Here is a 22,740-nt window from a genome sequence, read left to right on the forward strand (position 1 = left end):
GTATAACGGATTTTTCGTCGTTGTCGCGTTTTTACAATACGAGTAATGGGGTTTATAGATAGGATAGAAATGCGGGAGAAATGCCGTATTTTGAGTGTATGAAAGGGAGTGCGCAAGTGATGGATCTAAAATATGAAATTTATATCAATGCAGGGCGTGAAGAAGTATGGAATGCTCTGATATCCTCGGAGGGTACACGCAGTAGCTTCTTCGGCAGTGAGCTTCGTTCGAATTTTCAACCTGGACAGCCCTTTGCTTATGTCGGGCCCGGTAATGATGGTGAGGAAACCGTCCATGTATATGGTGAGATTCTGGAGTTTGAGCCGCTCTCCACACTTGGCTACCTGGAACATCCAGGGCCCTCGTATCATTCCAATCATGCCGAGCTTCAGTCGAGAGTCATCTTTCAGTTGGAGAACGTAGGGGAGTGTACCAAGCTGACGCTGATCAATGATCGGTTTACAGATAACCATCCTTCCTATGCCAATGCGCAGAATAGCTGGTGGATGATTCTAAGTAGTATTAAAACATGGGTCGAGACGGGCAAAACGCTTAATTTCGGATGGTAGTAGAGAATTATTTTTACGTAAATCGGAGTTATACAAAAAACAGAATATCATCTAACAACGTGGATCTTCTCCAACTGAGGGAGATTTGCGTTTTTTTTTTACATTGGAGACTTTAGACCTACACTTCTTGTCAATATATGTCGAAGAATATATAAAGACACCTTACATAAGAGGGGATACCGCGATGTTTTTGAAACGTAGTGAAGTAAGCAAATCGAATCGTATAGATTCACATGAGCAATTGCTGAGTTACAGCCGTCGTTTGCTTGAGAACGCTCAGAAGGGCCAGTTTTGGAGCGGGACAGATGCTGATGCACAAGGCAATGATGAAATTTTGGGAAATATTCAAAAAGCAGTACAACTGATGCAATCACAGCATGAGGTTGCGCAAATGCGTCTTACCATGTTGAATCAGGCACTCCAAGCGGCGATATGGGAGTCGAAGATCGTTGCAGGTAATCCGCTGGATCACAATAACATCGTTTCATTCTCGGAAGAGTTCCGGAAGATGCTGGGCTATAGTAATTCGAAGGACTTCCCCAATGAATTCGCCAGTTGGGCTAAATCTGTGCATCCAGAGGACAGACCACAGCTTGTGGAGGATATTACGAGACATGTGAATGATCCGAATGACCAAGCGGGATATAATGTTACAAGCCGTATGGTTTTGAAAAACGGAGATGTTCGTTGGTTCAGATGTCTTGGACGACTTCTGAGAGATGCTACAGGTGCTCCGGTTAAGTTAATTGGAGTCATGTTCGACGTTCATGAGGAGAAGATCAAGTCAGATGAACTCGAGGCGCTTGTTACCCGTTATGATCTCGTCAACCGTGCACTTGTAGAAGCGCCGTGGGATATGACGGTCGTTGCCGGGGATGTAGTCAATCCAAACAATGAATTCTGGTGGTCGCCACAGTTCCGCAGAGAACTCGGTTTCAAGAATGAAGAAGATTTTCCGAATGTGTTCAGCAGCTGGAGCTCTCGTCTTCATCCCGAAGATCATGACCGTACGATCAATGCATTTGCTGAACATATGAATGATTACAGCGGCAGAACGCCGTACGATCTTGACTACCGTTTGCAACGGAAAGACGGGGAGTATCGCTGGTATCATGCGGGTGGTGAAACCATTCGTGACGAGAATGGCGTACCGCTTCGTGTTGCCGGGACAATTCGGGATGTGACTCACCAGAAGAACAAAGAAGTCATTGTCGAAGCGATGAATTTGAAAACTAAACAGTTGTCCGAGTCGATCGAAGAGATGGTGCGTGGCATTAACTCCATTACGGATCAGGCACAGGAGCTGGTTAATGCTCAGGAATTATCCGCTGATGCGGCAATACAAGTTCGGGATAGTGTGGACGATACGAAAAGCATTACAGCGTTTATTCGAGAGATTGCCAGTCAGACGAATCTGCTCGGTTTGAATGCAGCCATCGAAGCCGCACGTGCAGGCGAACTCGGTTTGGGCTTCGGCGTTGTAGCTGGGGAAGTGCGGAAGTTGGCTGATCACAGTTCGGAGGCAACGGTCAACATTGAAGATAGCATGCAGAAAATGAAAACGTTAATTGATCATATTTTGCAGCATATCGGCAACATGTCCACATTGACTCAGAATCAGGCAGCCCTGACGCAGCAGGTCAATGCCTCAATGGATGAGATCAACAACATGTCACAGGATCTGGTTAACTATTCGCGCAACTTGTAGTTTCTGTGTAAAAAAATAGATCGATTTTTTCTCGTTCAGCTTTTAATTTAGTAAGTAAAAGAGGAAAACCAAAAAATCCACCGGATTTCACATCCCGGTGGATTTTTGATTTCATACTTTTTCGCTATGCCGCGATTCGTAATTATACTTGCAGTACTTTAATCAGGTTGGTGTTACCGGATTGGCCGATTGGCACACCAGCTGACAATACGATAATGTCACCTTTTTCAATGTAACCTGTTTTGATCGCATTGCGTGTTGCAGATTCGAACATTTCATCCGTTGTTGTCACTTTATCACCCATTACCGGAATAACGCCGGAGAGCAGGCAGATTTTGGACAGCACTTCCTCATGTTGAGTGACTGCGATGATCGGTGCTTTTGGACGATATTTGGAGATCATGCGAGCTGTGAAACCACTCTCTGTCGAAGTAATAATCGCTTTAGCATTCAGAACGAGGGAAGAACTCACTGCTCCCTGACTGATAACTTCGGTAATGTCAGCCACTTGCTGCGCAGATTTTTGGTTGAATTGTTCTTTGTAATCGATCATTGTTTCTGCGCGACGTGCAACAGCAGCCATCGTACGAACAGATTGGATCGGATATTTACCAGCAGCGGATTCGCCAGACAACATTACAACGTCTGCGCCTTGCAGTACCGCATTTGCCACGTCACTTACCTCAGAACGTGTCGGACGAGGATTTACTTGCATGGATTCCAACATGTGTGTAGCGACGATAACCGGTTTGCCGGCTTTGTTACATTTGTCGATCATTTCTTTTTGCATCATCGGTACATCTTCAATCGGAACTTCAACCCCGAGGTCACCACGAGCTACCATAATGCCGTCGGATGCTTCGATGATATCATCCAGGTTGGTCATGCCTTCTTGGTTCTCGATTTTGGAGATGATCTGTACATGGTCTTGACCGCGTTCTTTGAGAATGCTACGGATTTCACGAATGTCATCGCCTTTACGAACAAAGGATGCTGCGATAATCTCGATGTTGTTCTCGATCCCGAATCCGATGTGCATTACGTCACGCTCGGTTACGCCTGGCAAAGTCGTTTTGATTCCCGGCAGGTTCACACCTTTACGTGGTTTCAGGATACCGCCGCTGATGATTTTGCAGTGAATCTCTGAACCTTCAACAGACAATACAGTCAGATCAACCAAGCCGTCGTCAATCAGAATGCGATCTCCTGGTTTCACAACCAGATTCAATTCAGGATAGTTTACAGAGATACGCTCTACATCGCCAAGAATATCCTCAGTAGTCAGCGTAAGTTCTTTACCTGCCTGCAAGTGAACCGAAGCCTCTTTTAATTTACCGATCCGTACTTCCGGTCCTTTGATATCCATCATAATGGGGATATATTTGTTCAGTTCAGCAGCAGCTGTACGGATATTGTTAATCCGTCCCACGTGATCTTCCAGCTCTCCATGAGCCATATTTAGACGGGCAACTGTCATACCTTCCTGAATCATTACTTTCAACGTTTCGATTGAGTCACAAGCAGGTCCCATAGTACAGATAATTTTGGTTTTCAACATGCTAATATCCTCCTCATATTTAGTGCTTATGTGTACATTGTAGCGTTTTCTGTCGAATCACGATATGAACTATAGTACAATGATTAGAGTATAGTCCGATAATGAGGTGTTATATGGTTACTCCACTTGAAGTACATCATGTGAATGGCGTAGGGTGGTACGAAGAAGCCGTGCAACCACAAGGGATTTGGCGTCTTAGCTTGGTTACATATGGAAAATGTGTATATTGGGTGAACGGAGATAAACAGATCATGGAAAAGGGTGAACTGTTACTTATTCCCGGTGGGACACCCTATTATGGAAAGAGTATTCCTACGGTTACGCACACCCAGTTTGTTATTTTGTTGAGGCAAAATGAGACTGCAGAACTGCCTGCACTCGAACAGTGTGAACCTTTGAGGCATAAACCAGGCTGTTACGAATTGATTCATCAGCGAATGAAGGGCATTCAGCAACAATGGGAAGAGCGTCCTTCTTATTATGTCATGATGAGCCAGGCCTTATTGATGGAAGTCCTAATTTATATTAACCGGGAACTCGATCGCGGTATCATTCCGCCAGAGAGGCATCGGTACGTGGAACGGATGAAACGGTATATTGAGCAGCATTATCGGGAGAAGGTAACGAAGGAAGAGCTTGGTGACGAGATCGGAAAGTCTCCCAATTATGCGGCCTCCCTGTTCAAAACTGTAACGAATCAGACGATTAGCGAGTACGTTCATGACCAACGGATGAAAAGGGCTCTGTACCTGCTCACCGAGTCGCAGCTCTCTATTCAGGAAATTGCCGAATTTCTCGGCTACCGGGATCTGTCTTATTTTTACCGCATATTCAAACGACTTATGGGCAGCCCACCATCCGATCTCTTGCATGAGCGTCCCCCAATTGTCTAACGAATGGTAGCCCGTACTGGTCTAGTGGAATTTATAATCAATAACTTTAGTCTGAAGAATGCAATAAAAAAAGAGGGCACCTGAGCCCTCTTTATCATTATTGTTGTTATTGTTGAAATGTACCATGTCGCAACCTGTTTATCTATAATGTTTGTCCTGGAACTACGTTATGCATTTCGGCTTGGCTGCGTGGATCTGATTGGTTGCTTGCTGTTTTTTGCGGTCTGTCCCAGACGTTTGGCAAACACATGAACTGTCCAATAAGCGGCTTCAGCAAAAGCAATGCCACCAACGACGTCCAGCATGGAATGCTGTTTGACGAAGACAGTTGAAGCAATGATGAGCCATAGCCAGACGGAGCCGAAGATTCGCACGGCAGGTTTAACGTTCAGATGTCGGTTGAGAATGATGAACAACATGTAGCTTGTTAAACAATGGACGCTTGGAAAACAGTTCACAGGCGCATCATTAGAATAGATGAATTGCACAAGTACACTGCTTAGATCTGTTCCAGTCACTTCCGGACGTGGTACATACGAGGGGAATACCACAAAACAAACATTCGCTGCCATCACCCCGACGTTATAAATGAGCAGTGTCCGCCAGAATAACGACTTATTCGTTAAACCAAGATAGAGAAAGCTTAGATATAGAATAGGCATCCAGCTGACATATGGAATAATAAATTCTTTGATAAAAGGAATTTGTGTATCAATCCAGGCATAATTGTAAAATACATCACTTCCCGCTTGACTACCTAGGAACATATAAATGGAGCCTTGAAGTGGTATACATAGAATGGCCAGCAGATGTCCCCATCGTTGAAAAAATGCTTTCATAAAATCCTCCCTGATTCGATATTCATTATCAATTTCATCGTTATCTAAGTTTCATAGTCATTTGACGCTAAATAGATGAAGCGCCCCTGCAGTTTCAATCTTAAGTCTTACTATAATGGACAGGCAGAGGGATAAGCCATACCTGATTTTAGGGTAAAATACAATTAGATGTATCTCTTTTTTGTTACTTTTTATTTTTTTATCCATATCGGGACAAGGATAGGAATGACTATATTATGACTAAAGATTTCGGCACCTTCCTTACGAAGCATTCAAGCTGTTCATGCAAGGTATTATATTACGCTCTCTCTGGAATGGGTACACTTGCTCTGAAAAGGATTGTAGAACGTTTAATTTTCCTTCGTTCTAACTCTGTCCTTTCCTATTTTTCGTATTTTCTACAATCGTGGTATACTTTAGACGGTAGAAAGTCAGGCAAGAAAAGATTGACCACGTTGTAATTGAAGAACGGCAGGTGAAAGAATGGAAAAGACGGCGCAGGACGTAGCTGAATGGATGGTTTCTGAGATTAAGTTTACAGGCACGCTTCGTCAGGAAGTAGCAATAGAATATGTAAGAACTCATTACGGAGAGCATTTTGTTTTTGTTAATGAGAACGGTAATGCTTCCTTGTCCAAAGAGGTGAAAAAAGCATTTCGCAAGCTTCATGGCGGGCGGGTTGCTTGGGATCGCGATGCTTTTATGTGGGCATGGACTTAGTTGTGTAGTTAAGTCGGGTGCCGACATATTGTTGCATTGACTCTGAGTAAGATGGGCAGTAGTGGCCTGAGTATGATGGATATGCAAGACAGAACATTTTCACAAATCATGTATAAGTTGGGTGGGAACTGCATATCCTTTCATAAGACCGCAGAAAGACGATCTTTCACAGGGGACAACACAGACTGATCATGGCATGAAGATAATAAACAGGTATTTCCAAAGCTGTTTGAAAAGAAAATACAATGATTTGCTTTTTGAATCAATTAGAGGTATACTAAGAATCAAGTTGTACAGAGCAGAGTGGAAAACCTAATTCACATATTGTAAAGGGCGATCACTTATATTTTATGACTGGTACCTTTTTCAATGTGTGAATTTTTATTTGCTTGCTGCAAAGAACAAAGGAACATGTTAATCTTTATTTGGAGGTGTAATTCACATGCAAAACGGAACAGTAAAATGGTTCAACGCTGATAAAGGCTTCGGTTTCATCGAAGTTGAAGGCGGAGAAGATGTATTCGTACACTTCAGCGCTATTACAGGCGAAGGCTTCAAAACGCTGGACGAAGGTCAACGCGTGCAATTTAAAATTGTACAAGGAAACCGTGGTCCTCAAGCAGAAGAAGTTGTAAAACTGTAATTAAAGCATAGCTGCCTTTAACATGTTATAATGATAAAGGCAGCTTCTTTTTTTTGATTTATAGATGAAGTTGGCCCAACCGTTGTCGAGGCAGAAGTTCGGCGGATGTTACACTTCCGCTAAGCAGTGGCTTTTGTGAAATAACGTCAGTAAGATGTGTTTCCATAACAAAGGGGGTAGAAGTCATGTATAATCGCAAAAAACCGTTGGAAGAAATTCCACAAGCAGATGCGGCAATCTGGGAATGTACGAGTGATACGTGCAAAGGATGGATGCGGGACAATTTTGCGTTTGATACCGTACCTACTTGTCCAATATGTGCTTCTGAGATGGTGAGCACGACTAGGATGCTGCCATTGCTTGAGAATTCGAATAGTAACCTGAAAACGATGTCTAAAGGAAATCGGATTTAATATAGCTTACCCGCCTCTCGCGAGGTGTTTTTTTTTAGATAAAGTGAACGTCCGTGACTGAGGTAGGGAATTAAATAAGAACATCCTGGCATTCGTTTAAGGCGAATGCCTTTTTTGTTGCAGAAAAAAAGCCTCTTCATGTTCCGTAATTGGACAAGAAGAGGTTTTGTTGATTGCTAATATACATACAATAGCTGATTGTTTTGAGATTTAGATAAATAAGAATGGAAGAAGGAACAACGTAGCAATCAGGGCAACGTCATAGCCAGCTCCGTATCCGTAACCGCCATAACCACCGTATCCACCGCCATATGGGTAGCCACCATAAGCTGAAGATTTAGCTTTTCTGGCTGATGATAATTTCTTTTTACTTACTCTGCGCAGTTGTTGCTTGGATTGGACGGAAGACAGGCGCGGACCTTGAAAACATTCATTCAAGTAGACCTTCCCGTCCCGACAGCCTCCAAGTGTACCATACATATGCGTGCCGTCTCTCATGACAAGACAGACAGGGCGCCCCACATGCGGTGACACCGTTTCTTCACATACCGGATGAATTCTGTGCATGCATATCCCCCTCATAGTTGCGGTTTGCCGCCTGAAATCAACGGTTTGTATATCATAGTAGGAATCGAGTGGATTGGTATGGACGAGTACCCGGTTTTCTCCATAGTCAGGAGCCGTTTTTCGGTTTGTTCCATAGACTGGAGGGAGGGAAGGAGGGGGAGTCATGGATTATCATGATTTGCTTGCTCGTTTAGGAGAAGGAAGTGCTCATCCTGGTGGATTTTCGGCCACACTGCAACTGCTTGATTCATTATCGCTTCCTGCTGGGGTTCATGTTCTGGAGATTGGGTGTGGTACGGGAAGAACAGCATGTTATCTGGCCCGTCAGGGGTACAACGTAACTGCAGTTGATCTGCACCGTCACATGCTGGATAAAGCGGTAAGGCGTGCGCGTAAAGAGCGGGTTGATGTGCGTTTTATTCAAGCTGACGCTACAGCATTACCCTTACCAGATCATCACGTGGACGTGGTGTTTATCGAATCGGTCACGATTTTCACCTCATGGCGCAGAGCACTGGCTGAGTACCGAAGAGTGCTAAAACCTGGAGGACTACTTGTCGATCGGGAAATGGTTTTATCGGGAAGGAAAACAGAGCTGATGAGTCGCAGACTGAAGCGATTTTATGGGATACGTACACTGGCAACGGTGTCAGCTTGGAAGAAACGACTGAGGGGATGCGGATTCTCCAAAGTTGAAGTGAAGGAGCAATCGCGTACAATGGGCAAGTGGGGAGTCGATCACGACCCTTTACGAGAGATGGATATGAACTGGATTGAGGATAAAAATATACAGCGAATGAGTCGTACCAATGACCGGTTGCTTCTGAGATACGGAAAAAGGCTGGGATATGCCGTATTTGCGGCTAGAGTTCCTACAGAAGCTGGGACGAATTAAAAAAAGAGGCAACTCACCTTCGTTATGATGTGAGTTGCCTCTCACGTTTATAAGTAGTAGGTTACAGCATGTCGTTATCAATAATACGCCAGTGATGTTTGAGCAGTGCTTCCAGCTGTGGTTTGTCCTTCGCACGAAACGCACTTAAAATCTGTCTGTGCTCCTCATTGACTTCATGTAGCACCTCGGATAGTTTTGGCTTGTTATCACTGACATAGGATTGACGGATAAAGCTATTCTTAAGTGTGTTCAACATTTCGATGACGGTGGCGTTGCCGCAGCGCTGGATGTATAGGTTGTGAAACAGATACTGATCTTTGCTGTAGGCAGCCAGATCGAGTTGATTGATGTCTTCATCCATACGGGCGATCAGGGCTTTCATTTCTATAAGTTCTGACGCTTTGAGGTGATCCACTGCCAGCGTGGCGGCTAATGCCTCCAGTGCACCGATGGCCTGCGAGAATTCGAGCTTTTTGCTTGTGTCAAAAGGAGCAACAATAAATCCCCTGCGTGGGATATATTGCAATAGATTGTCAGAGGTCAACTGAAATAAAGCTTCCCGGGTAGGGGTACGACTGATATCCAGCCTTTTGCAAATTTCGGCTTCGTTAATCTTCTGGTTGGGAAGTAGCGTCCCGTCCTGAATCTTCTGAGCGATGTAATCGTAGACGTGATCTTTCAAGGAACGGTATTTAGGAACCTCCATACAAATTCTCCCTTCTATATGTATAGTGACGATCGATGGTTAATGAAGCCATACAGGGCGCGCTGTTCCGGGTGTTTCAAGTTTTTATCATCTTACCATCGAGGGGGGAGTTGGGCAAGCAAAGTTCACATGTGGGGAGATACATAAGTGGCAATGTTCAGTGAACATTTTTTGGAATTATAGTATGGAAATGATCGAAAAAGCGTTGTCATCCTCGTATGGGTTTGCTACTATTGAAGATATAAACAAGCGCATATCATACTATGTATATTGTATACAAATTTAAAATGGGTTCACACGGATTCTTCACCCGAGGTATAGAGGTTCATCTTTAAGAAAGATAAAGCTATTTTGATATGTTGGAGTGCTGGTATACAAACAGGGCGGATGCGGAAAAAGAGGAAACAAGTCGTAAACGCAGATCAACTCGCATACACTGTTACTGTATTTTGTATACAATATTATGCGGAAGGTTGTGAAGGAATGCCAGATACCGAGATGTTCATTCAATGGTCGGAAACGTATGCTGCACCTAATTATCATCCACTTCCCATCGTCATTGAACAGGCAGAAGGGGTGTGGGTAGAGGACCCTGAAGGCCGCCGATATATGGATATGTTAAGTGCGTATTCAGCACTGAATCATGGACATAGACACCCTGTCATCATTCAAGCGTTGAAAGATCAGGCAGACAAGGTCACATTGACATCACGGGCATTTCACAGCCATGCTGCAGCGATATTTTATCAAAAACTGTCCACGTTTACGGGTAAAGCCAAAATATTAGCTATGAATACAGGAGCAGAGGCGGTTGAAACAGCGATAAAGGCTGTACGCAGATGGGCATATCGTTGTAAGGGGGTACCTGAAAATCGTGCTGAAATTATTGTATGTTCTGGCAATTTTCATGGAAGAACCCTGACGGTTACTTCTTTTTCTTCATCTGCTGAATATAAAAAGGATTTTGGACCGTTCACACCTGGATTTCGAATTATCCCTTACGGTGATCTGGAGGCGTTGAGACAAGCGATCACACCGAATACGGCGGGTTTCCTTGTTGAGCCCATTCAGGGCGAAGCGGGAATTATTATTCCTCCAGTTGGATACTTGTCCGAGGCGTTTGAGATATGCAGACAGCAGCGAGTCTTGACCATGGCGGATGAGATCCAGACCGGATTTGGAAGAACGGGGCGTCGATTCGCCTCTGATTGGGAGGGTGCCGAACCAGATATATGGATTATGGGCAAAGCGCTTGGAGGTGGTGTGATGCCGATTTCGGCAATCGCTGCCGGAGCAGATATCCTGGATCTGTTTGAGCCGGGATCGCATGGTTCTACGTTTGGGGGTAATCCACTTGCCTGTACGGTGGCAGTTGCCGCATTGGATGTTTTGGAAGATGAGCAGCTTGCGGAGCGGTCAGAGCGGCTGGGGAATTATTTTATGGAACAACTTCAAGGTATTCAGAGCTCTGCCATTCGGGAAATTCGGGGCAAAGGTCTATTCATTGGGGTTGAGCTCGATGGTCCTGCACGACCTTATTGCGAACGTCTGATGTCGGCGGGGTTACTTTGTAAAGAAACGCATGAAACAACCATTCGTTTTGCTCCCCCACTAACTATCAACGAATCTGAGATTGATTGGGCTATAGAGATCATTAAAGAAGTGCTTAGTGATGCTTCATCGTAAAGGTAAGGCGGCATCAGTGGACTATAATTCGACAACGATGAAAAGGAGCGATACTTTATGAAGAATGAGGATGTTTTGGCTTCGCGGGAGCGGGGGATAGCAAATGTATCTGGTCAGGCCACTCGCCATGTAAATACTCATCAACAAGAAGTGGCTCTGATTAAAGTTCCTTTTGGATTAGCTGGTGCTAGAAATGGGGCCGAGTTAGGCCCTGATGAACTGATCACCGCCGGGTTGAAGCGTGAAATTGCGAGTTTGGGGTTTCTCTTGAATAGAGAGGTGCGTGTGGATTGCCCTACACAATCAGCAACTTCACTTGGGCGCAAGACGGTAAAGTATCTGAATGAGGTTCAGCAGGTCAGTGAGTATGTGTGTCAAGAAGTAGCATCTGCTCTTGAAGAGGAAGCCTTTCCAGTTGTGCTTGGGGGAGACCATAGTGTAGCCATCGGTACTTTGGCCGGGTTAACTGCTCATTACAGCAATTTAGGTGTGATCTGGTTCGATGCTCATGCAGACTTGAATACCGAAGAACATAGTTTGACTGGGAATATGCATGGAATGAGCGTGGCTGCGTTTCTGGGGCATTCGGCTTTTAATTTGTCACAGATCAGAGGTGCTGGTTCCTTTGTGAATCCGTCCAATCTGGTGTATATCGGACTTCGTGATCTGGATGAGTACGAGAAGGAGCAGATCAGAGCACTGGGCATTCGAGCTTTTACGATGCATGATATTGATCGATTGGGGATGCAACAGGTCATTGATCAGGCGATGATGATTGCGGGAGATGGGACGGACGGTATTCATGTTAGCTTTGACATGGACTGCCTTGATCCGCGTGAAGCGCCAGGGGTGGGGACACCTGTACCGGGTGGGTTGAGTTATCGAGAAGCGCATTTTGCAATGGAGTGTTTAGCTACGAGCAACCAGGTTGTATCTATGGAATTGGTCGAAGTGAACCCGCTACTTGATCAGAACCGGCATACGGCACGGCTTGGTGTTGGATTAATTGCATCTTTGTTAGGGAAATCTATTCTATAGAAGGAAGCGGAAAGTGCTCAGAGGGAACAGGTATGATCTATAAGGTATGTTGCAGGGGAGTTGTGTTATTGGTCGGTTGAAATATTTTGCTGATCATATACGCGGCTTCCCTGTATTTATTACGTTAATAAATGTTGTGGTACAGCTGTGATCGTTCGTCTGATGTCATATTACAGTTTCTATCCGGTTTCGGTTTGTGATTTGTGAAATGAGCGCGACGTCGCGAGTGTATTACACAGCTTCATAAGTTGGATATGGTTTCTTAAAGTTCATGTCTATAATGATATAAGTCCTAGTTTATATGAGGGAATCTGATGGAATTTTATATTTTTAAAATAAGTATTGCATTGTTATGTCATACATGGTATATTCTAATTCCGGCCAAGAAAACACAGCTTACATGGTGCGGCAAGCCATTGAAAACAAGCTTCGAAAGAAACTTAAAAAAAGAGCTTGCAAAGTTGGTTCGGACATGATATTATATAAGAGTTGCTGAAACGAACTGGTTTCGGTAGCGAGAACAAGTTTGATCTTTGAAAACTGAACAACGAGTGAGTAAACATTCTGCTTGCAGAATGACGTGAAGGTTTTTGGTACATGCCATCTGGCTGTATGAAAACTGGAACACAAATGAGATTTTTAATCTCGTCAGATTCAAAATGAGCTTATCGCTCTTTTCAATACCCCGATGAGTTTCACCGCGTTTAACGACGCTGACCAAATTCATCTTTATTGGAGAGTTTGATCCTGGCTCAGGACGAACGCTGGCGGCATGCCTAATACATGCAAGTCGAGCGGACTTGAAGAGAAGCTTGCTTCTCTGATGGTTAGCGGCGGACGGGTGAGTAACACGTAGGCAACCTGCCCTCAAGCTTGGGACAACTACCGGAAACGGTAGCTAATACCGAATACTTGTTTTCTTCGCCTGAAGAGAACTGGAAAGACGGAGCAATCTGTCACTTGGGGATGGGCCTGCGGCGCATTAGCTAGTTGGTGAGGTAACGGCTCACCAAGGCGACGATGCGTAGCCGACCTGAGAGGGTGATCGGCCACACTGGGACTGAGACACGGCCCAGACTCCTACGGGAGGCAGCAGTAGGGAATCTTCCGCAATGGGCGAAAGCCTGACGGAGCAATGCCGCGTGAGTGATGAAGGTTTTCGGATCGTAAAGCTCTGTTGCCAGGGAAGAACGCTTGGGAGAGTAACTGCTCTCAAGGTGACGGTACCTGAGAAGAAAGCCCCGGCTAACTACGTGCCAGCAGCCGCGGTAATACGTAGGGGGCAAGCGTTGTCCGGAATTATTGGGCGTAAAGCGCGCGCAGGCGGTCATGTAAGTCTGGTGTTTAATCCCGGGGCTCAACCCCGGATCGCACTGGAAACTGTGTGACTTGAGTGCAGAAGAGGAGAGTGGAATTCCACGTGTAGCGGTGAAATGCGTAGAGATGTGGAGGAACACCAGTGGCGAAGGCGACTCTCTGGGCTGTAACTGACGCTGAGGCGCGAAAGCGTGGGGAGCAAACAGGATTAGATACCCTGGTAGTCCACGCCGTAAACGATGAGTGCTAGGTGTTAGGGGTTTCGATACCCTTGGTGCCGAAGTTAACACATTAAGCACTCCGCCTGGGGAGTACGGTCGCAAGACTGAAACTCAAAGGAATTGACGGGGACCCGCACAAGCAGTGGAGTATGTGGTTTAATTCGAAGCAACGCGAAGAACCTTACCAGGTCTTGACATCCAACTAACGAGGCAGAGATGCGTTAGGTGCCCTTCGGGGAAAGTTGAGACAGGTGGTGCATGGTTGTCGTCAGCTCGTGTCGTGAGATGTTGGGTTAAGTCCCGCAACGAGCGCAACCCTTATATTTAGTTGCCAGCATTTCGGATGGGCACTCTAGATAGACTGCCGGTGACAAACCGGAGGAAGGTGGGGATGACGTCAAATCATCATGCCCCTTATGACCTGGGCTACACACGTACTACAATGGCCGGTACAACGGGCTGCGAAATCGCGAGATGGAGCCAATCCCAACAAAGCCGGTCTCAGTTCGGATTGCAGGCTGCAACTCGCCTGCATGAAGTCGGAATTGCTAGTAATCGCGGATCAGCATGCCGCGGTGAATACGTTCCCGGGTCTTGTACACACCGCCCGTCACACCACGAGAGTTTATAACACCCGAAGTCGGTGGGGTAACCGCAAGGGGCCAGCCGCCGAAGGTGGGATAGATGATTGGGGTGAAGTCGTAACAAGGTAGCCGTATCGGAAGGTGCGGCTGGATCACCTCCTTTCTATGGAGAATCGTTTCCCGCGTGGAAACATTCAAATATGCAGCTCAGCTGCAAACCACTCACTCGTTGCTCAGTTTTGAGAGCTCAAACTCTCAAAACTTCTCGTTGATTCGACCGACACATCCGTGAACGGCCCGAACCAAACGATTTGTTCTTTGAAAACTAGATATCGAAACGAAACAAACGCGAATTAGAACATTCCTTTTTAGCTGAACTTGTGTATAACAAGTTTCAATAAAAACGGTAGATAATGCAATTGCGATGGTATCGGGTGGGAGCGACTTTTGGCTTTGGACGTAGTCCAAAACAAGGGAAGCGAGCAGACGAAACCGGAGCATATGGTTAAGCTACTAAGAGCACACGGAGGATGCCTAGGCGCTAGGAGCCGATGAAGGACGTGGCGAACAACGAAACTGCCTCGGGGAGCTGTAAGCAAGCTTTGATCCGGGGATGTCCGAATGGGGAAACCCAGCTGGGGTAATATCCAGTTACTCATAACTGAATACATAGGTTATGTAGAGGCATACCAGGGGAACTGAAACATCTAAGTACCCTGAGGAAGAGAAAACAATAGTGATTCCGTCAGTAGCGGCGAGCGAACGCGGAGAAGCCCAAACCAAGGAGCTTGCTCTTTGGGGTTGTGGGACGTCTCACATGGAGTTACAAAGGAACCGGTTAAGCGAAGAGGTCTGGAAAGGCCCGCCAAAGAAGGTAAAAGCCCTGTAATTGAAAGTCTGTTCCCTCCGAGACGGATCCCGAGTAGTGCGGGGCACGTGAAACCCCGTATGAATCCGGCAGGACCATCTGCCAAGGCTAAATACTTCCTAGCGACCGATAGTGAAGCAGTACCGTGAGGGAAAGGTGAAAAGCACCCCGGAAGGGGAGTGAAATAGAACCTGAAACCGTGTGCTTACAAAAAGTCAGAGCCCGTTTTAGGGGTGATGGCGTGCCTTTTGTAGAATGAACCGGCGAGTTACGTTCCCGTGCAAGGTTAAGGTGAAGAGCCGGAGCCGCAGCGAAAGCGAGTCTGAATAGGGCGAATGAGTACGTGGACGTAGACCCGAAACCGGGTGATCTACCCCTGTCCAGGGTGAAGGTGCGGTAACACGCACTGGAGGCCCGAACCCACGCATGTTGAAAAATGCGGGGATGAGGTGGGGGTAGCGGAGAAATTCCAATCGAACTCGGAGATAGCTGGTTCTCCCCGAAATAGCTTTAGGGCTAGCCTCGGAAAACAGAGTCGTGGAGGTAGAGCACTGATTGGGTGCGGGGCCCGCAAGGGTTACCAAGCTCAGTCAAACTCCGAATGCCATAGACTTACTTCCGGGAGTCAGACAGTGAGTGCTAAGATCCATTGTCAAAAGGGAAACAGCCCAGACCATCAGCTAAGGTCCCCAAGTGTGTGTTAAGTGGGAAAGGATGTGGAGTTGCACAGACAACCAGGATGTTGGCTTAGAAGCAGCCACCATTGAAAGAGTGCGTAATAGCTCACTGGTCGAGTGACTCTGCGCCGAAAATGTAACGGGGCTAAACACACCACCGAAGCTATGGCTTGATGCTTGCATCAGGGGTAGGGGAGCGTTGTATAAGGGTTGAAGGTGTACCGTAAGGAGCGCTGGACATTATACAAGTGAGAATGCCGGTATGAGTAACGAAAAGATCAGTGAGAATCTGATCCGCCGAAAGCCTAAGGGTTCCTGAGGAAGGCTCGTCCGCTCAGGGTAAGTCGGGACCTAAGGCGAGGCCGAAAGGCGTAGTCGAAGGACAACAGGTCGAAATTCCTGTACCACCGTAAATCGTTACGAGCGATGGGGGGACGCAGTAGGGTAGTGACGCAGGCTGATGGATGCCTGTCCAAGCAGTAAGGCTGGTTAGTAGGCAAATCCGCTAACCGTAAGGCTGAGCTGTGATGGGGAGTGAAAATTACAGTAGCGAAGGTCATGATCTCACACTGCCAAGAAAAGCCTCTAGCCAGATGAAGGTGCCCGTACCGCAAACCGACACAGGTAGGCGAGAAGAGAATTCTAAGGCGCGCGGAAGAACTCTCGTTAAGGAACTCGGCAAAATGACCCCGTAACTTCGGGAGAAGGGGTGCCCCGGTAGTGTGAATAGCACGAGGGGGCCGCAGTGAAAAGGCCCAAGCGACTGTTTAGCAAAAACACAGGTCTGTGCGAAGCCGTAAGGCGAAGTATACGGGCTGACGCCTGCCCGGTGCTGGAAGGTTAAGGGGAGTGGTTAGGGAGTAATCCCGAAGCTGTGAACCGAAGCCCCAGTAAACGGCGGCCGTAACTATAACGGTCCTAAGGTAGCGAAATTCCTTGTCAGGTAAATTCTGACCCGCACGAATGGCGTAACGACTTGGGCGCTGTCTCAACGAGAGATCCGGTGAAATTTTAATACCTGTGAAGATGCAGGTTACCCGCGACAAGACGGAAAGACCCCATGGAGCTTTACTGCAGCTTGATATTGAATTTGGGTACGATCTGTACAGGATAGGTGGGAGCCTTTGAAGCGTGAGCGCCAGCTTGCGTGGAGGCACCGTTGGGATACCACCCTGATCGTATCTAGGTTCTAACCTGGTACCGTAAACCGGTGCGGGGACAGTGTCAGGTGGGCAGTTTGACTGGGGCGGTCGCCTCCTAAAGAGTAACGGAGGCGCCCAAAGGTTCCCTCAGAATGGTTGGAAATCATTCGAAGAGTGCAAAGGCATAAGGGAGCTTGACTGCGAGACCTACAAGTCGAGCAGGGACGAAAGTCGGGCTTAGTGATCCGGTGGTACCGCATGGAAGGGCCATCGCTCAACGGATAAAAGCTACCCTGGGGATAACAGGCTTATCTCCCCCAAGAGTCCACATCGACGGGGAGGTTTGGCACCTCGATGTCGGCTCATCGCATCCTGGGGCTGAAGTAGGTCCCAAGGGTTGGGCTGTTCGCCCATTAAAGCGGTACGCGAGCTGGGTTCAGAACGTCGTGAGACAGTTCGGTCCCTATCTGTCGTGGGCGTAGGAAATTTGAGAGGAGCTGTCCTTAGTACGAGAGGACCGGGATGGACGTACCGCTGGTGTACCAGTTGTTCCGCCAGGAGCACCGCTGGGTAGCTATGTACGGACGGGATAAGCGCTGAAAGCATCTAAGCGTGAAGCCCCCCTCAAGATGAGATTTCCCAGTATGTAAGACCCCTTGAAGACGACGAGGTAGATAGGCTGGGGGTGGAAGTGCAGTAATGCATGGAGCTGACCAGTACTAATCGGTCGAGGGCTTATCCAATAGCAAGTTTTAAATCGCGTAGGTTTCGTTTCGAATCTAGTTTTCAGAGAACAACACTCTGAATGAAGTGAAAATCGGTACATCACGGAATGTGTGTATGATTTTCAGTTCTGATTGATATGGAAGAAGCTATGCTTCGACCAATCGCGTTTGGTGGCGATGGCGGAGGGGTTCCACACGTACCCATCCCGAACACGACCGTTAAGCCCTCTAGCGCCGATGGTACTTGGACCGCAGGGTCCTGGGAGAGTAGGACGCCGCCAAGCGATTCCCTTTGGGGTATTTTTTTTGCCCCCTCGTTAGGGATATGGGATGTATATGTGGGCCTTTAGCTCAGTTGGTTAGAGCGCACCTCTGATAAGGGTGAGGCCGGTGGTTCGAGTCCACCAAGGCCCATAGTAACTGCATAAGAAATACATGAATGGGGCCATAGCTCAGCTGGGAGAGCGCCTGCCTTGCAAGCAGGAGGTCAGCGGTTCGATCCCGCTTGGCTCCACCATTCCCTGATAGCTCAGTTGGTAGAGCACTCGACTGTTAATCGAGTTGTCACAGGTTCGAGTCCTGTTCGGGGAGCCATGGAGAGGTGTCCGAGCTGGCCGAAGGAGCACGATTGGAAATCGTGTAGGCGTCACAAGCGTCTCGAGGGTTCGAATCCCTCTCTCTCCGCCATAATTCTTTTTTAGTGAGGCCCGTTGGTCAAGGGGTTAAGACACCTCCCTTTCACGGAGGTAACAGGGGTTCGAATCCCCTACGGGTCATATTTTCGGAGGCTTAGCTCAGCTGGGAGAGCATCTGCCTTACAAGCAGAGGGTCGGGGGTTCGATCCCCTCAGCCTCCACCATATATTTTTTTAAATGACGCGGGGTGGAGCAGCCCGGTAGCTCGTCGGGCTCATAACCCGAAGGCCGCAGGTTCAAATCCTGCCCCCGCAATTGTAGCTTTCCTAACCGAAAGTGATCTGGAACCGTGGTGTAGTTGGCCTAACATGCCTGCCTGTCACGCAGGAGATCGCGGGTTCGAATCCCGTCGGTTCCGCCATTTTAATACTTTACACCGCGCCGGTGTAGCTCAACTGGTAGAGCAACTGACTTGTAATCAGTAGGTTGGGGGTTCAAGTCCTCTCGCCGGCACCATTTTAGTATTTTGCAATTAGAGGTTTATAAGTTGTATAATATAAGCTCTGATGGTAATACTAAAAACTCATGCTTTAAGGTTTGATTTTATGGCGATCGTGGCGAAGTGGTTAACGCACCGGTTTGTGGATCCGGCACTCGGGGGTTCAATTCCCCTCGATCGCCCCATAGTTTTCTTTATTGGGGATTAGCCAAGCGGTAAGGCAACGGACTTTGACTCCGTCATGCATAGGTTCAAATCCTATATCCCCAGCCATTTACTATGAGTCATTAGCTCAGTTGGTAGAGCACCTGACTTTTAATCAGGGTGTCGAAGGTTCGAATCCTTCATGACTCACTTTCATATTATGCGGTCGTGGCGGAATTGGCAGACGCGCACGGTTCAGGTCCGTGTGGGCTAACCCCCCGTGGAGGTTCGAGTCCTCTCGACCGCACCATATATTTTGCGGAAGTGGCTCAGCGGTAGAGCATCGCCTTGCCAAGGCGAGGGTCGCGGGTTCGATTCCCGTCTTCCGCTCCAATATTTGCGCCCTTAGCTCAGCTGGATAGAGCGTTTGACTACGAATCAAAAGGCCGGGAGTTCGAATCTCTCAGGGCGCGCCATTATTTCCTTTATATCGGGATGTAGCTCAGCTTGGTAGAGCACCTGGTTTGGGACCAGGGGGTCGCATGTTCAAATCGTGTCATCCCGATTTTTCGTTTATGCGGGTGTAGTTCAATGGTAGAACTTTAGCCTTCCAAGCTAATAGCGTGGGTTCGATTCCCATCACCCGCTTACGATTCAAAGAGTTCTTGCATAATGCAAGAACTCTTTTTTTATTTTTAGTGTGTATAAGTTGGCTTATACGGATCAAGTGAACCGTATGTTGGGGTTTTGTGGTAATCTATTCTTAATCAAAAGTAGAAAAGTTACAGGAGGTTGTTAAATGGGCCCTATTATATTCCTTGTCTTTGTGATGATCGCCATAATTATTTATGGAATTACCCAAACGAGAAAATCGAACAGATTAAAGAAAAAATATGGTGCAGCATTACATTCAGTCGGAATTCATTATTCAGGTCTACCTCAGGTGCCGGAGGGTAAGAAAGTGGATGTACTACTAGGTAACGGAAACTTATACATACAAGCAGATCAACAAATATTCGAGCTTTCACTAAGTAAAGTGAGTGGCGTACATCACCCTAACCAACGAGAAGTAATGAAATTCCAAAGTTTTCTGATTATTGGTTATCATATGAACGGCAGACATCGAAAAATAAAATTAGCTTTTTTTAAGTCTTCAGTAGCTAAAACTTTTTTATGGGAGATCGAGAGACAGTTGTTCACTAATAACTCAAGTAATGGGGTAATTCGATTGTAATTCGTGATCGCTTAGTTTTAGTGGTGTAGAATATACATAGTTAATATATGTCCCCCGGAAAAAGAACATTTGTCTTGTGAAAGCTAATGTTTAAATTATCGGATAAATATGATGAAAATCAAAAGCTCCTCCTGCTTCTATCTAAAGAAGCAGGAGGAGCTTTTGTTTCTACTGCATATCGCTTTACATTAATACCGTTCCAGGATGGTCTGTGTTTTCAGACCATCGGCAGGGATCAACCAGTTTTTGTTTTGAAGCAATTGTAGTAATTGGTTACGTAGACCAGATACGGTTGCTGCGTCATCTGTTTTGAATGAAACCTCGACGATATTTTCAATATCCGTACCTGCTGCGTTGCGGATCGGCCATACTTCCAGGGTAAGCTCCTGACCGTTCCATGTACCTTCATACCGTTGGAAGGTGATTGGGCCATAGGCACGGGCCTGTGTAAGTTGTTGTTTGCCCCAGTTGGAGGCAGACCAGTTTTTTAATTTACCGGGAAGCTTGTCCAGTAGCAGGTTCAAGGCATCCTTTTCAGAAGGCAACTGTGTGCCAGTTGTTTTGGTGTCTACTTTTTTCGTGTTGGAGAAGCTAAGTGTTTGTTTACCATATCCCCAGTCAATTTCAGCCTCGTAGTTATCATCTGATGAATCGAAGCCTTCCTGATTTGCAAGTGTCAGTGCTGCATTGATATCCCCGTTAATGACAGGATAACGCTTCTTGTAGGTTAACTCGAAGTTGTTTTTATCATCCTTTTTGCGAAAACGGACATTCCAACCTTGGGCATCCAATCCGAGAGCATTGGTGTCAAAGTACTCCACATTGATATTTCGTGGTGTAGCGTTCAGCCCTAGGGTCTGGATGACCTCACTGCGCGGTGTTCCATTGGCGTTTAACACAAGCTCCGGCTTGGCGAGGAACTTCACTTCATAAGCGGGAACGGCGTTGGCAGCGGCTGAAGCCTGCGGCGTGTCCAGAAATGTTAGTCCACTTCCCAGGGTGACGATGCTGAGCATCAACGAGGCGGTTACTTTTTTCCACTTTTTCAAAACCAATCACTCTCCTAATCTGGATTAACGTACAGACCCCACTTTACCGTGCAAGTTTCTGAATACGATTAACGGGAAGCGCACATTACGTTAACCTTGCATAGATTTCATGAATGACCCGCGATAGTTTATATAGGTTCAACCGATAGGCTGATGGAGTAAAGGCTGTGTGTTCATAACTTCGTTTAGAACTTCGATGAACCGATTGACCTGAACAGAAGGGTGGCGATCTTTGTTATGAACGGTATAAATATGGCGTGGTGCCTGCTCCCCCGGAATGGGAAGCACCTGAATAAGACCCTGCTGTTCCTCCCACTGCACGGCCATCCGCGACATGAAGGAGATGTGACCGCCAAGTAACACAAGCTGTTTGATCGCTTCCAGGGAATCCATCTCCACGGTGCTCCGTAGCCGGATATCATGCTGTACAAGCCAGTGGTTGGTCAGCCTTCGCGTACTGGACTCATCACCGTGTAGAGCAAAAGGCACTTGGGCAATATCTTCAGGTAGCAAGGATTCTTTCTGGACCAGCACATGATGGGGAGAGCAGATGAGCACAAGATCGTCCTCACACAGCGTTTCGGCGTGTAAAACCGGGCCAACAAATGGCTCGGATGAGATAATGCCGAGATCAAGCTGATGCCGGATGACCATCTCGCGGATAACCGGGGCTGGTTTGACAGACAACAACATCCGAATGCCAGGGAACTCTTGAGAAAACGTATGAAGCATAGCCGGTAGCAGATAGGTAGCTGGAACATAACTTGCTCCAATATGGAGCGTACCCCGGTACAGGCTGTCGTATTCCTTGACGACGCGGCGGGCCTCCTGGGTTAGGGCATTGATTTTGACACTATAGTGAAGCAATGCTTGTCCAGCTTCGGTCAGAAATGTTTTTCCACTGCGAGATTCGAATAAACGAACCCCCATCTCTTCCTCCAGTGACTTCATATGAAACGTAACCGTTGGTTGCTTGATGCCCAGAATCTCGGCCACACTTGTCATATGATGATATTTGTCGATCAGTTCAACAATTTGTAATTTGATCAGGTTCATGTTTCTCCCACACTCCTCTGTTCTACAACTTCGCGGTATGTATAATAATCCGATTCCTCCATGGAAAGCACATAGAAAGATCATACCGTGTCTATCTATAGATTTAATCTATGAACATCAACAGAATTCATCTAAAAAGTTAATTCTCATTTTACAAACATAACAAACAACTCTCGAAAGCGAGCGTTAGACTGAAAACAGTACAAGAGCAGTTTAAAGGGGATAAGCTCAAGCAGAGCAATATAAACGAGATAAGCTAAGCCAGAGCAACAGCAACAGAAGAAATTGAAATAACGGAGAAACACGATAACAGAGTAAAACAAGAGAGTAGTCCAAGGGATATGAAATAAAAGT

16 protein-coding genes, 17 tRNA genes and 3 rRNA genes are annotated in these 22,740 nt (G+C 46.7%); 30 read left to right on the forward strand and 6 right to left on the reverse strand.

The window, feature by feature from the left end; genetic code table 11:
* The first annotated feature begins 119 nt into the window (after positions 1-119).
* Positions 120-569: an SRPBCC family protein gene (locus ACT89M_RS01590; RefSeq protein WP_341181485.1), complete on the forward strand. Its 450-nt coding sequence runs from the start codon at positions 120-122 to the stop codon at positions 567-569.
* A 184-nt stretch (positions 570-753) separates the two neighbouring features.
* Entirely contained in the window at positions 754-2,277 is a 1,524-nt protein-coding gene (locus ACT89M_RS01595; protein WP_154892213.1) for a methyl-accepting chemotaxis protein, read from the forward strand.
* A gap of 142 nt (positions 2,278-2,419) precedes the next feature.
* Here ACT89M_RS01595 and pyk read toward each other — a convergent pair whose 3' ends face one another.
* Positions 2,420-3,835: a pyruvate kinase gene (pyk, locus tag ACT89M_RS01600; protein ID WP_090924974.1), complete on the reverse strand. Its 1,416-nt coding sequence runs from the start codon at positions 3,833-3,835 to the stop codon at positions 2,420-2,422.
* 113 nt (positions 3,836-3,948) lie between these two features.
* On the opposite strand from pyk, the gene ACT89M_RS01605 reads away from it, so the two are divergent.
* Positions 3,949-4,728 (forward strand): helix-turn-helix transcriptional regulator, encoded by a 780-nt coding sequence (locus ACT89M_RS01605; RefSeq protein WP_154892212.1) that lies wholly within the window; start codon positions 3,949-3,951, stop codon positions 4,726-4,728.
* A 167-nt stretch (positions 4,729-4,895) separates the two neighbouring features.
* On the opposite strand, the gene ACT89M_RS01610 is transcribed toward ACT89M_RS01605, so the two are convergent.
* The gene (locus tag ACT89M_RS01610; RefSeq protein ID WP_154892211.1) at positions 4,896-5,567 is read right to left on the reverse strand and encodes a phosphatase PAP2 family protein; all 672 of its coding nucleotides are present in this window, start codon (positions 5,565-5,567) and stop codon (positions 4,896-4,898) included.
* Between the two features lie 483 nt (positions 5,568-6,050).
* Between ACT89M_RS01610 and ACT89M_RS01615 the strand changes: the two genes are divergently transcribed.
* The 3 genes from ACT89M_RS01615 (at position 6,051) to ACT89M_RS01625 (ending at position 7,343) form a co-directional block, all read left to right on the forward strand.
* A complete protein-coding gene (locus ACT89M_RS01615) occupies positions 6,051-6,287 on the forward strand; it encodes a DUF6953 family protein (RefSeq protein WP_090924971.1) in 237 nt (78 codons plus the stop codon).
* A gap of 442 nt (positions 6,288-6,729) precedes the next feature.
* On the forward strand, positions 6,730-6,930 hold the full coding sequence (locus ACT89M_RS01620; protein WP_024633772.1) for a cold-shock protein: 201 nt from the start codon (positions 6,730-6,732) through the stop codon (positions 6,928-6,930).
* A gap of 185 nt (positions 6,931-7,115) precedes the next feature.
* A complete protein-coding gene (locus tag ACT89M_RS01625; RefSeq protein WP_090924970.1) occupies positions 7,116-7,343 on the forward strand; it encodes a cold-shock protein in 228 nt (75 codons plus the stop codon).
* A 210-nt stretch (positions 7,344-7,553) separates the two neighbouring features.
* Here the strand turns inward: ACT89M_RS01625 and ACT89M_RS01630 are convergent, their stop codons facing one another.
* A complete protein-coding gene (locus ACT89M_RS01630) occupies positions 7,554-7,910 on the reverse strand; it encodes a hypothetical protein (protein WP_090924969.1) in 357 nt (118 codons plus the stop codon).
* Between the two features lie 163 nt (positions 7,911-8,073).
* On the opposite strand from ACT89M_RS01630, the gene ACT89M_RS01635 reads away from it, so the two are divergent.
* On the forward strand, positions 8,074-8,805 hold the full coding sequence (locus ACT89M_RS01635) for a methyltransferase domain-containing protein (protein ID WP_154892210.1): 732 nt from the start codon (positions 8,074-8,076) through the stop codon (positions 8,803-8,805).
* Between the two features lie 61 nt (positions 8,806-8,866).
* Here the strand turns inward: ACT89M_RS01635 and ACT89M_RS01640 are convergent, their stop codons facing one another.
* Complete coding sequence (locus tag ACT89M_RS01640; RefSeq protein WP_154892209.1) at positions 8,867-9,511, reverse strand: FCD domain-containing protein; 645 nt, start codon at positions 9,509-9,511, stop codon at positions 8,867-8,869.
* A gap of 483 nt (positions 9,512-9,994) precedes the next feature.
* Between ACT89M_RS01640 and ACT89M_RS01645 the strand changes: the two genes are divergently transcribed.
* The 23 genes from ACT89M_RS01645 to ACT89M_RS01755 all read left to right on the forward strand — a co-directional run bounded on the left by ACT89M_RS01645 (position 9,995) and on the right by ACT89M_RS01755 (position 20,281).
* Positions 9,995-11,197, forward strand: a complete 1,203-nt coding sequence (locus tag ACT89M_RS01645) for an ornithine--oxo-acid transaminase (RefSeq protein ID WP_154892226.1) — start codon at positions 9,995-9,997, stop codon at positions 11,195-11,197.
* 57 nt (positions 11,198-11,254) lie between these two features.
* Positions 11,255-12,235, forward strand: a complete 981-nt coding sequence (gene rocF / locus ACT89M_RS01650; RefSeq protein ID WP_154892208.1) for an arginase — start codon at positions 11,255-11,257, stop codon at positions 12,233-12,235.
* Between the two features lie 729 nt (positions 12,236-12,964).
* Positions 12,965-14,520: ribosomal RNA gene (locus tag ACT89M_RS01655) — 16S ribosomal RNA — on the forward strand.
* Between the two features lie 340 nt (positions 14,521-14,860).
* A 23S ribosomal RNA gene (locus ACT89M_RS01660) occupies positions 14,861-17,787 on the forward strand.
* 149 nt (positions 17,788-17,936) lie between these two features.
* Positions 17,937-18,053: ribosomal RNA gene (rrf, locus tag ACT89M_RS01665) — 5S ribosomal RNA — on the forward strand.
* The 16S, 23S and 5S rRNA genes sit together here with 17 tRNA genes alongside, the layout of an rRNA operon.
* 56 nt (positions 18,054-18,109) lie before the next feature.
* Positions 18,110-18,183, forward strand: a tRNA-Ile gene (locus tag ACT89M_RS01670).
* 27 nt (positions 18,184-18,210) lie between these two features.
* A tRNA-Ala gene (locus ACT89M_RS01675) sits at positions 18,211-18,286 on the forward strand.
* 1 nt (position 18,287) lies between these two features.
* Positions 18,288-18,363 (forward strand) — tRNA-Asn (locus ACT89M_RS01680).
* A gap of 1 nt (position 18,364) precedes the next feature.
* Positions 18,365-18,456: transfer RNA gene (locus tag ACT89M_RS01685), tRNA-Ser, on the forward strand.
* A 17-nt stretch (positions 18,457-18,473) separates the two neighbouring features.
* Positions 18,474-18,545 (forward strand) — tRNA-Glu (locus ACT89M_RS01690).
* 7 nt (positions 18,546-18,552) lie between these two features.
* Positions 18,553-18,628 (forward strand) — tRNA-Val (locus ACT89M_RS01695).
* A gap of 17 nt (positions 18,629-18,645) precedes the next feature.
* Positions 18,646-18,719 (forward strand) — tRNA-Met (locus ACT89M_RS01700).
* 28 nt (positions 18,720-18,747) lie between these two features.
* Positions 18,748-18,825 (forward strand) — tRNA-Asp (locus ACT89M_RS01705).
* A 19-nt stretch (positions 18,826-18,844) separates the two neighbouring features.
* A tRNA-Thr gene (locus ACT89M_RS01710) sits at positions 18,845-18,920 on the forward strand.
* A gap of 92 nt (positions 18,921-19,012) precedes the next feature.
* Positions 19,013-19,088, forward strand: a tRNA-His gene (locus ACT89M_RS01715).
* Positions 19,089-19,101: 13 nt separating this feature from the next.
* A tRNA-Gln gene (locus ACT89M_RS01720) sits at positions 19,102-19,176 on the forward strand.
* An 8-nt stretch (positions 19,177-19,184) separates the two neighbouring features.
* Positions 19,185-19,257 (forward strand) — tRNA-Lys (locus ACT89M_RS01725).
* A 12-nt stretch (positions 19,258-19,269) separates the two neighbouring features.
* Positions 19,270-19,357, forward strand: a tRNA-Leu gene (locus ACT89M_RS01730).
* 8 nt (positions 19,358-19,365) lie between these two features.
* Positions 19,366-19,440 (forward strand) — tRNA-Gly (locus ACT89M_RS01735).
* A gap of 6 nt (positions 19,441-19,446) precedes the next feature.
* Positions 19,447-19,523: transfer RNA gene (locus tag ACT89M_RS01740), tRNA-Arg, on the forward strand.
* A gap of 15 nt (positions 19,524-19,538) precedes the next feature.
* Positions 19,539-19,612, forward strand: a tRNA-Pro gene (locus ACT89M_RS01745).
* 12 nt (positions 19,613-19,624) lie between these two features.
* Positions 19,625-19,695: transfer RNA gene (locus tag ACT89M_RS01750), tRNA-Gly, on the forward strand.
* A gap of 151 nt (positions 19,696-19,846) precedes the next feature.
* The gene (locus tag ACT89M_RS01755) at positions 19,847-20,281 is read left to right on the forward strand and encodes a hypothetical protein (RefSeq protein ID WP_154892068.1); all 435 of its coding nucleotides are present in this window, start codon (positions 19,847-19,849) and stop codon (positions 20,279-20,281) included.
* A gap of 188 nt (positions 20,282-20,469) precedes the next feature.
* Here the strand turns inward: ACT89M_RS01755 and ACT89M_RS01760 are convergent, their stop codons facing one another.
* Positions 20,470-21,330: a hypothetical protein gene (locus ACT89M_RS01760; RefSeq protein ID WP_154892067.1), complete on the reverse strand. Its 861-nt coding sequence runs from the start codon at positions 21,328-21,330 to the stop codon at positions 20,470-20,472.
* A gap of 138 nt (positions 21,331-21,468) precedes the next feature.
* The gene (locus ACT89M_RS01765) at positions 21,469-22,386 is read right to left on the reverse strand and encodes a LysR substrate-binding domain-containing protein (protein WP_336121325.1); all 918 of its coding nucleotides are present in this window, start codon (positions 22,384-22,386) and stop codon (positions 21,469-21,471) included.
* Between the last annotated feature and the right edge of the window lie 354 nt (positions 22,387-22,740).

It is taken from the genome of Paenibacillus sp. NN59 (genome assembly GCF_057597225.1).

Bases quoted from the DNA above. Each gene is read 5' to 3' on its own strand.
- ACT89M_RS01610 (WP_154892211.1), bottom strand. From the start codon at position 5,567: ATGAAAGCATTTTTTCAACGATGGGGACATCTGCTGGCCATTCTATGT.
- ACT89M_RS01635 (WP_154892210.1), top strand. From the start codon at position 8,074: ATGGATTATCATGATTTGCTTGCTCGTTTAGGAGAAGGAAGTGCTCAT.
- ACT89M_RS01630 (WP_090924969.1), bottom strand. From the start codon at position 7,910: ATGCACAGAATTCATCCGGTATGTGAAGAAACGGTGTCACCGCATGTG.
- rocF (WP_154892208.1), top strand. From the start codon at position 11,255: ATGAAGAATGAGGATGTTTTGGCTTCGCGGGAGCGGGGGATAGCAAAT.
- ACT89M_RS01625 (WP_090924970.1), top strand. From the start codon at position 7,116: ATGTATAATCGCAAAAAACCGTTGGAAGAAATTCCACAAGCAGATGCG.
- ACT89M_RS01615 (WP_090924971.1), top strand. From the start codon at position 6,051: ATGGAAAAGACGGCGCAGGACGTAGCTGAATGGATGGTTTCTGAGATT.
- ACT89M_RS01755 (WP_154892068.1), top strand. From the start codon at position 19,847: ATGGGCCCTATTATATTCCTTGTCTTTGTGATGATCGCCATAATTATT.
- ACT89M_RS01640 (WP_154892209.1), bottom strand. From the start codon at position 9,511: ATGGAGGTTCCTAAATACCGTTCCTTGAAAGATCACGTCTACGATTAC.
- pyk (WP_090924974.1), bottom strand. From the start codon at position 3,835: ATGTTGAAAACCAAAATTATCTGTACTATGGGACCTGCTTGTGACTCA.
- ACT89M_RS01765 (WP_336121325.1), bottom strand. From the start codon at position 22,386: ATGAACCTGATCAAATTACAAATTGTTGAACTGATCGACAAATATCAT.
- ACT89M_RS01590 (WP_341181485.1), top strand. From the start codon at position 120: ATGGATCTAAAATATGAAATTTATATCAATGCAGGGCGTGAAGAAGTA.
- ACT89M_RS01645 (WP_154892226.1), top strand. From the start codon at position 9,995: ATGCCAGATACCGAGATGTTCATTCAATGGTCGGAAACGTATGCTGCA.
- ACT89M_RS01605 (WP_154892212.1), top strand. From the start codon at position 3,949: ATGGTTACTCCACTTGAAGTACATCATGTGAATGGCGTAGGGTGGTAC.
- ACT89M_RS01620 (WP_024633772.1), top strand. From the start codon at position 6,730: ATGCAAAACGGAACAGTAAAATGGTTCAACGCTGATAAAGGCTTCGGT.
- ACT89M_RS01595 (WP_154892213.1), top strand. From the start codon at position 754: ATGTTTTTGAAACGTAGTGAAGTAAGCAAATCGAATCGTATAGATTCA.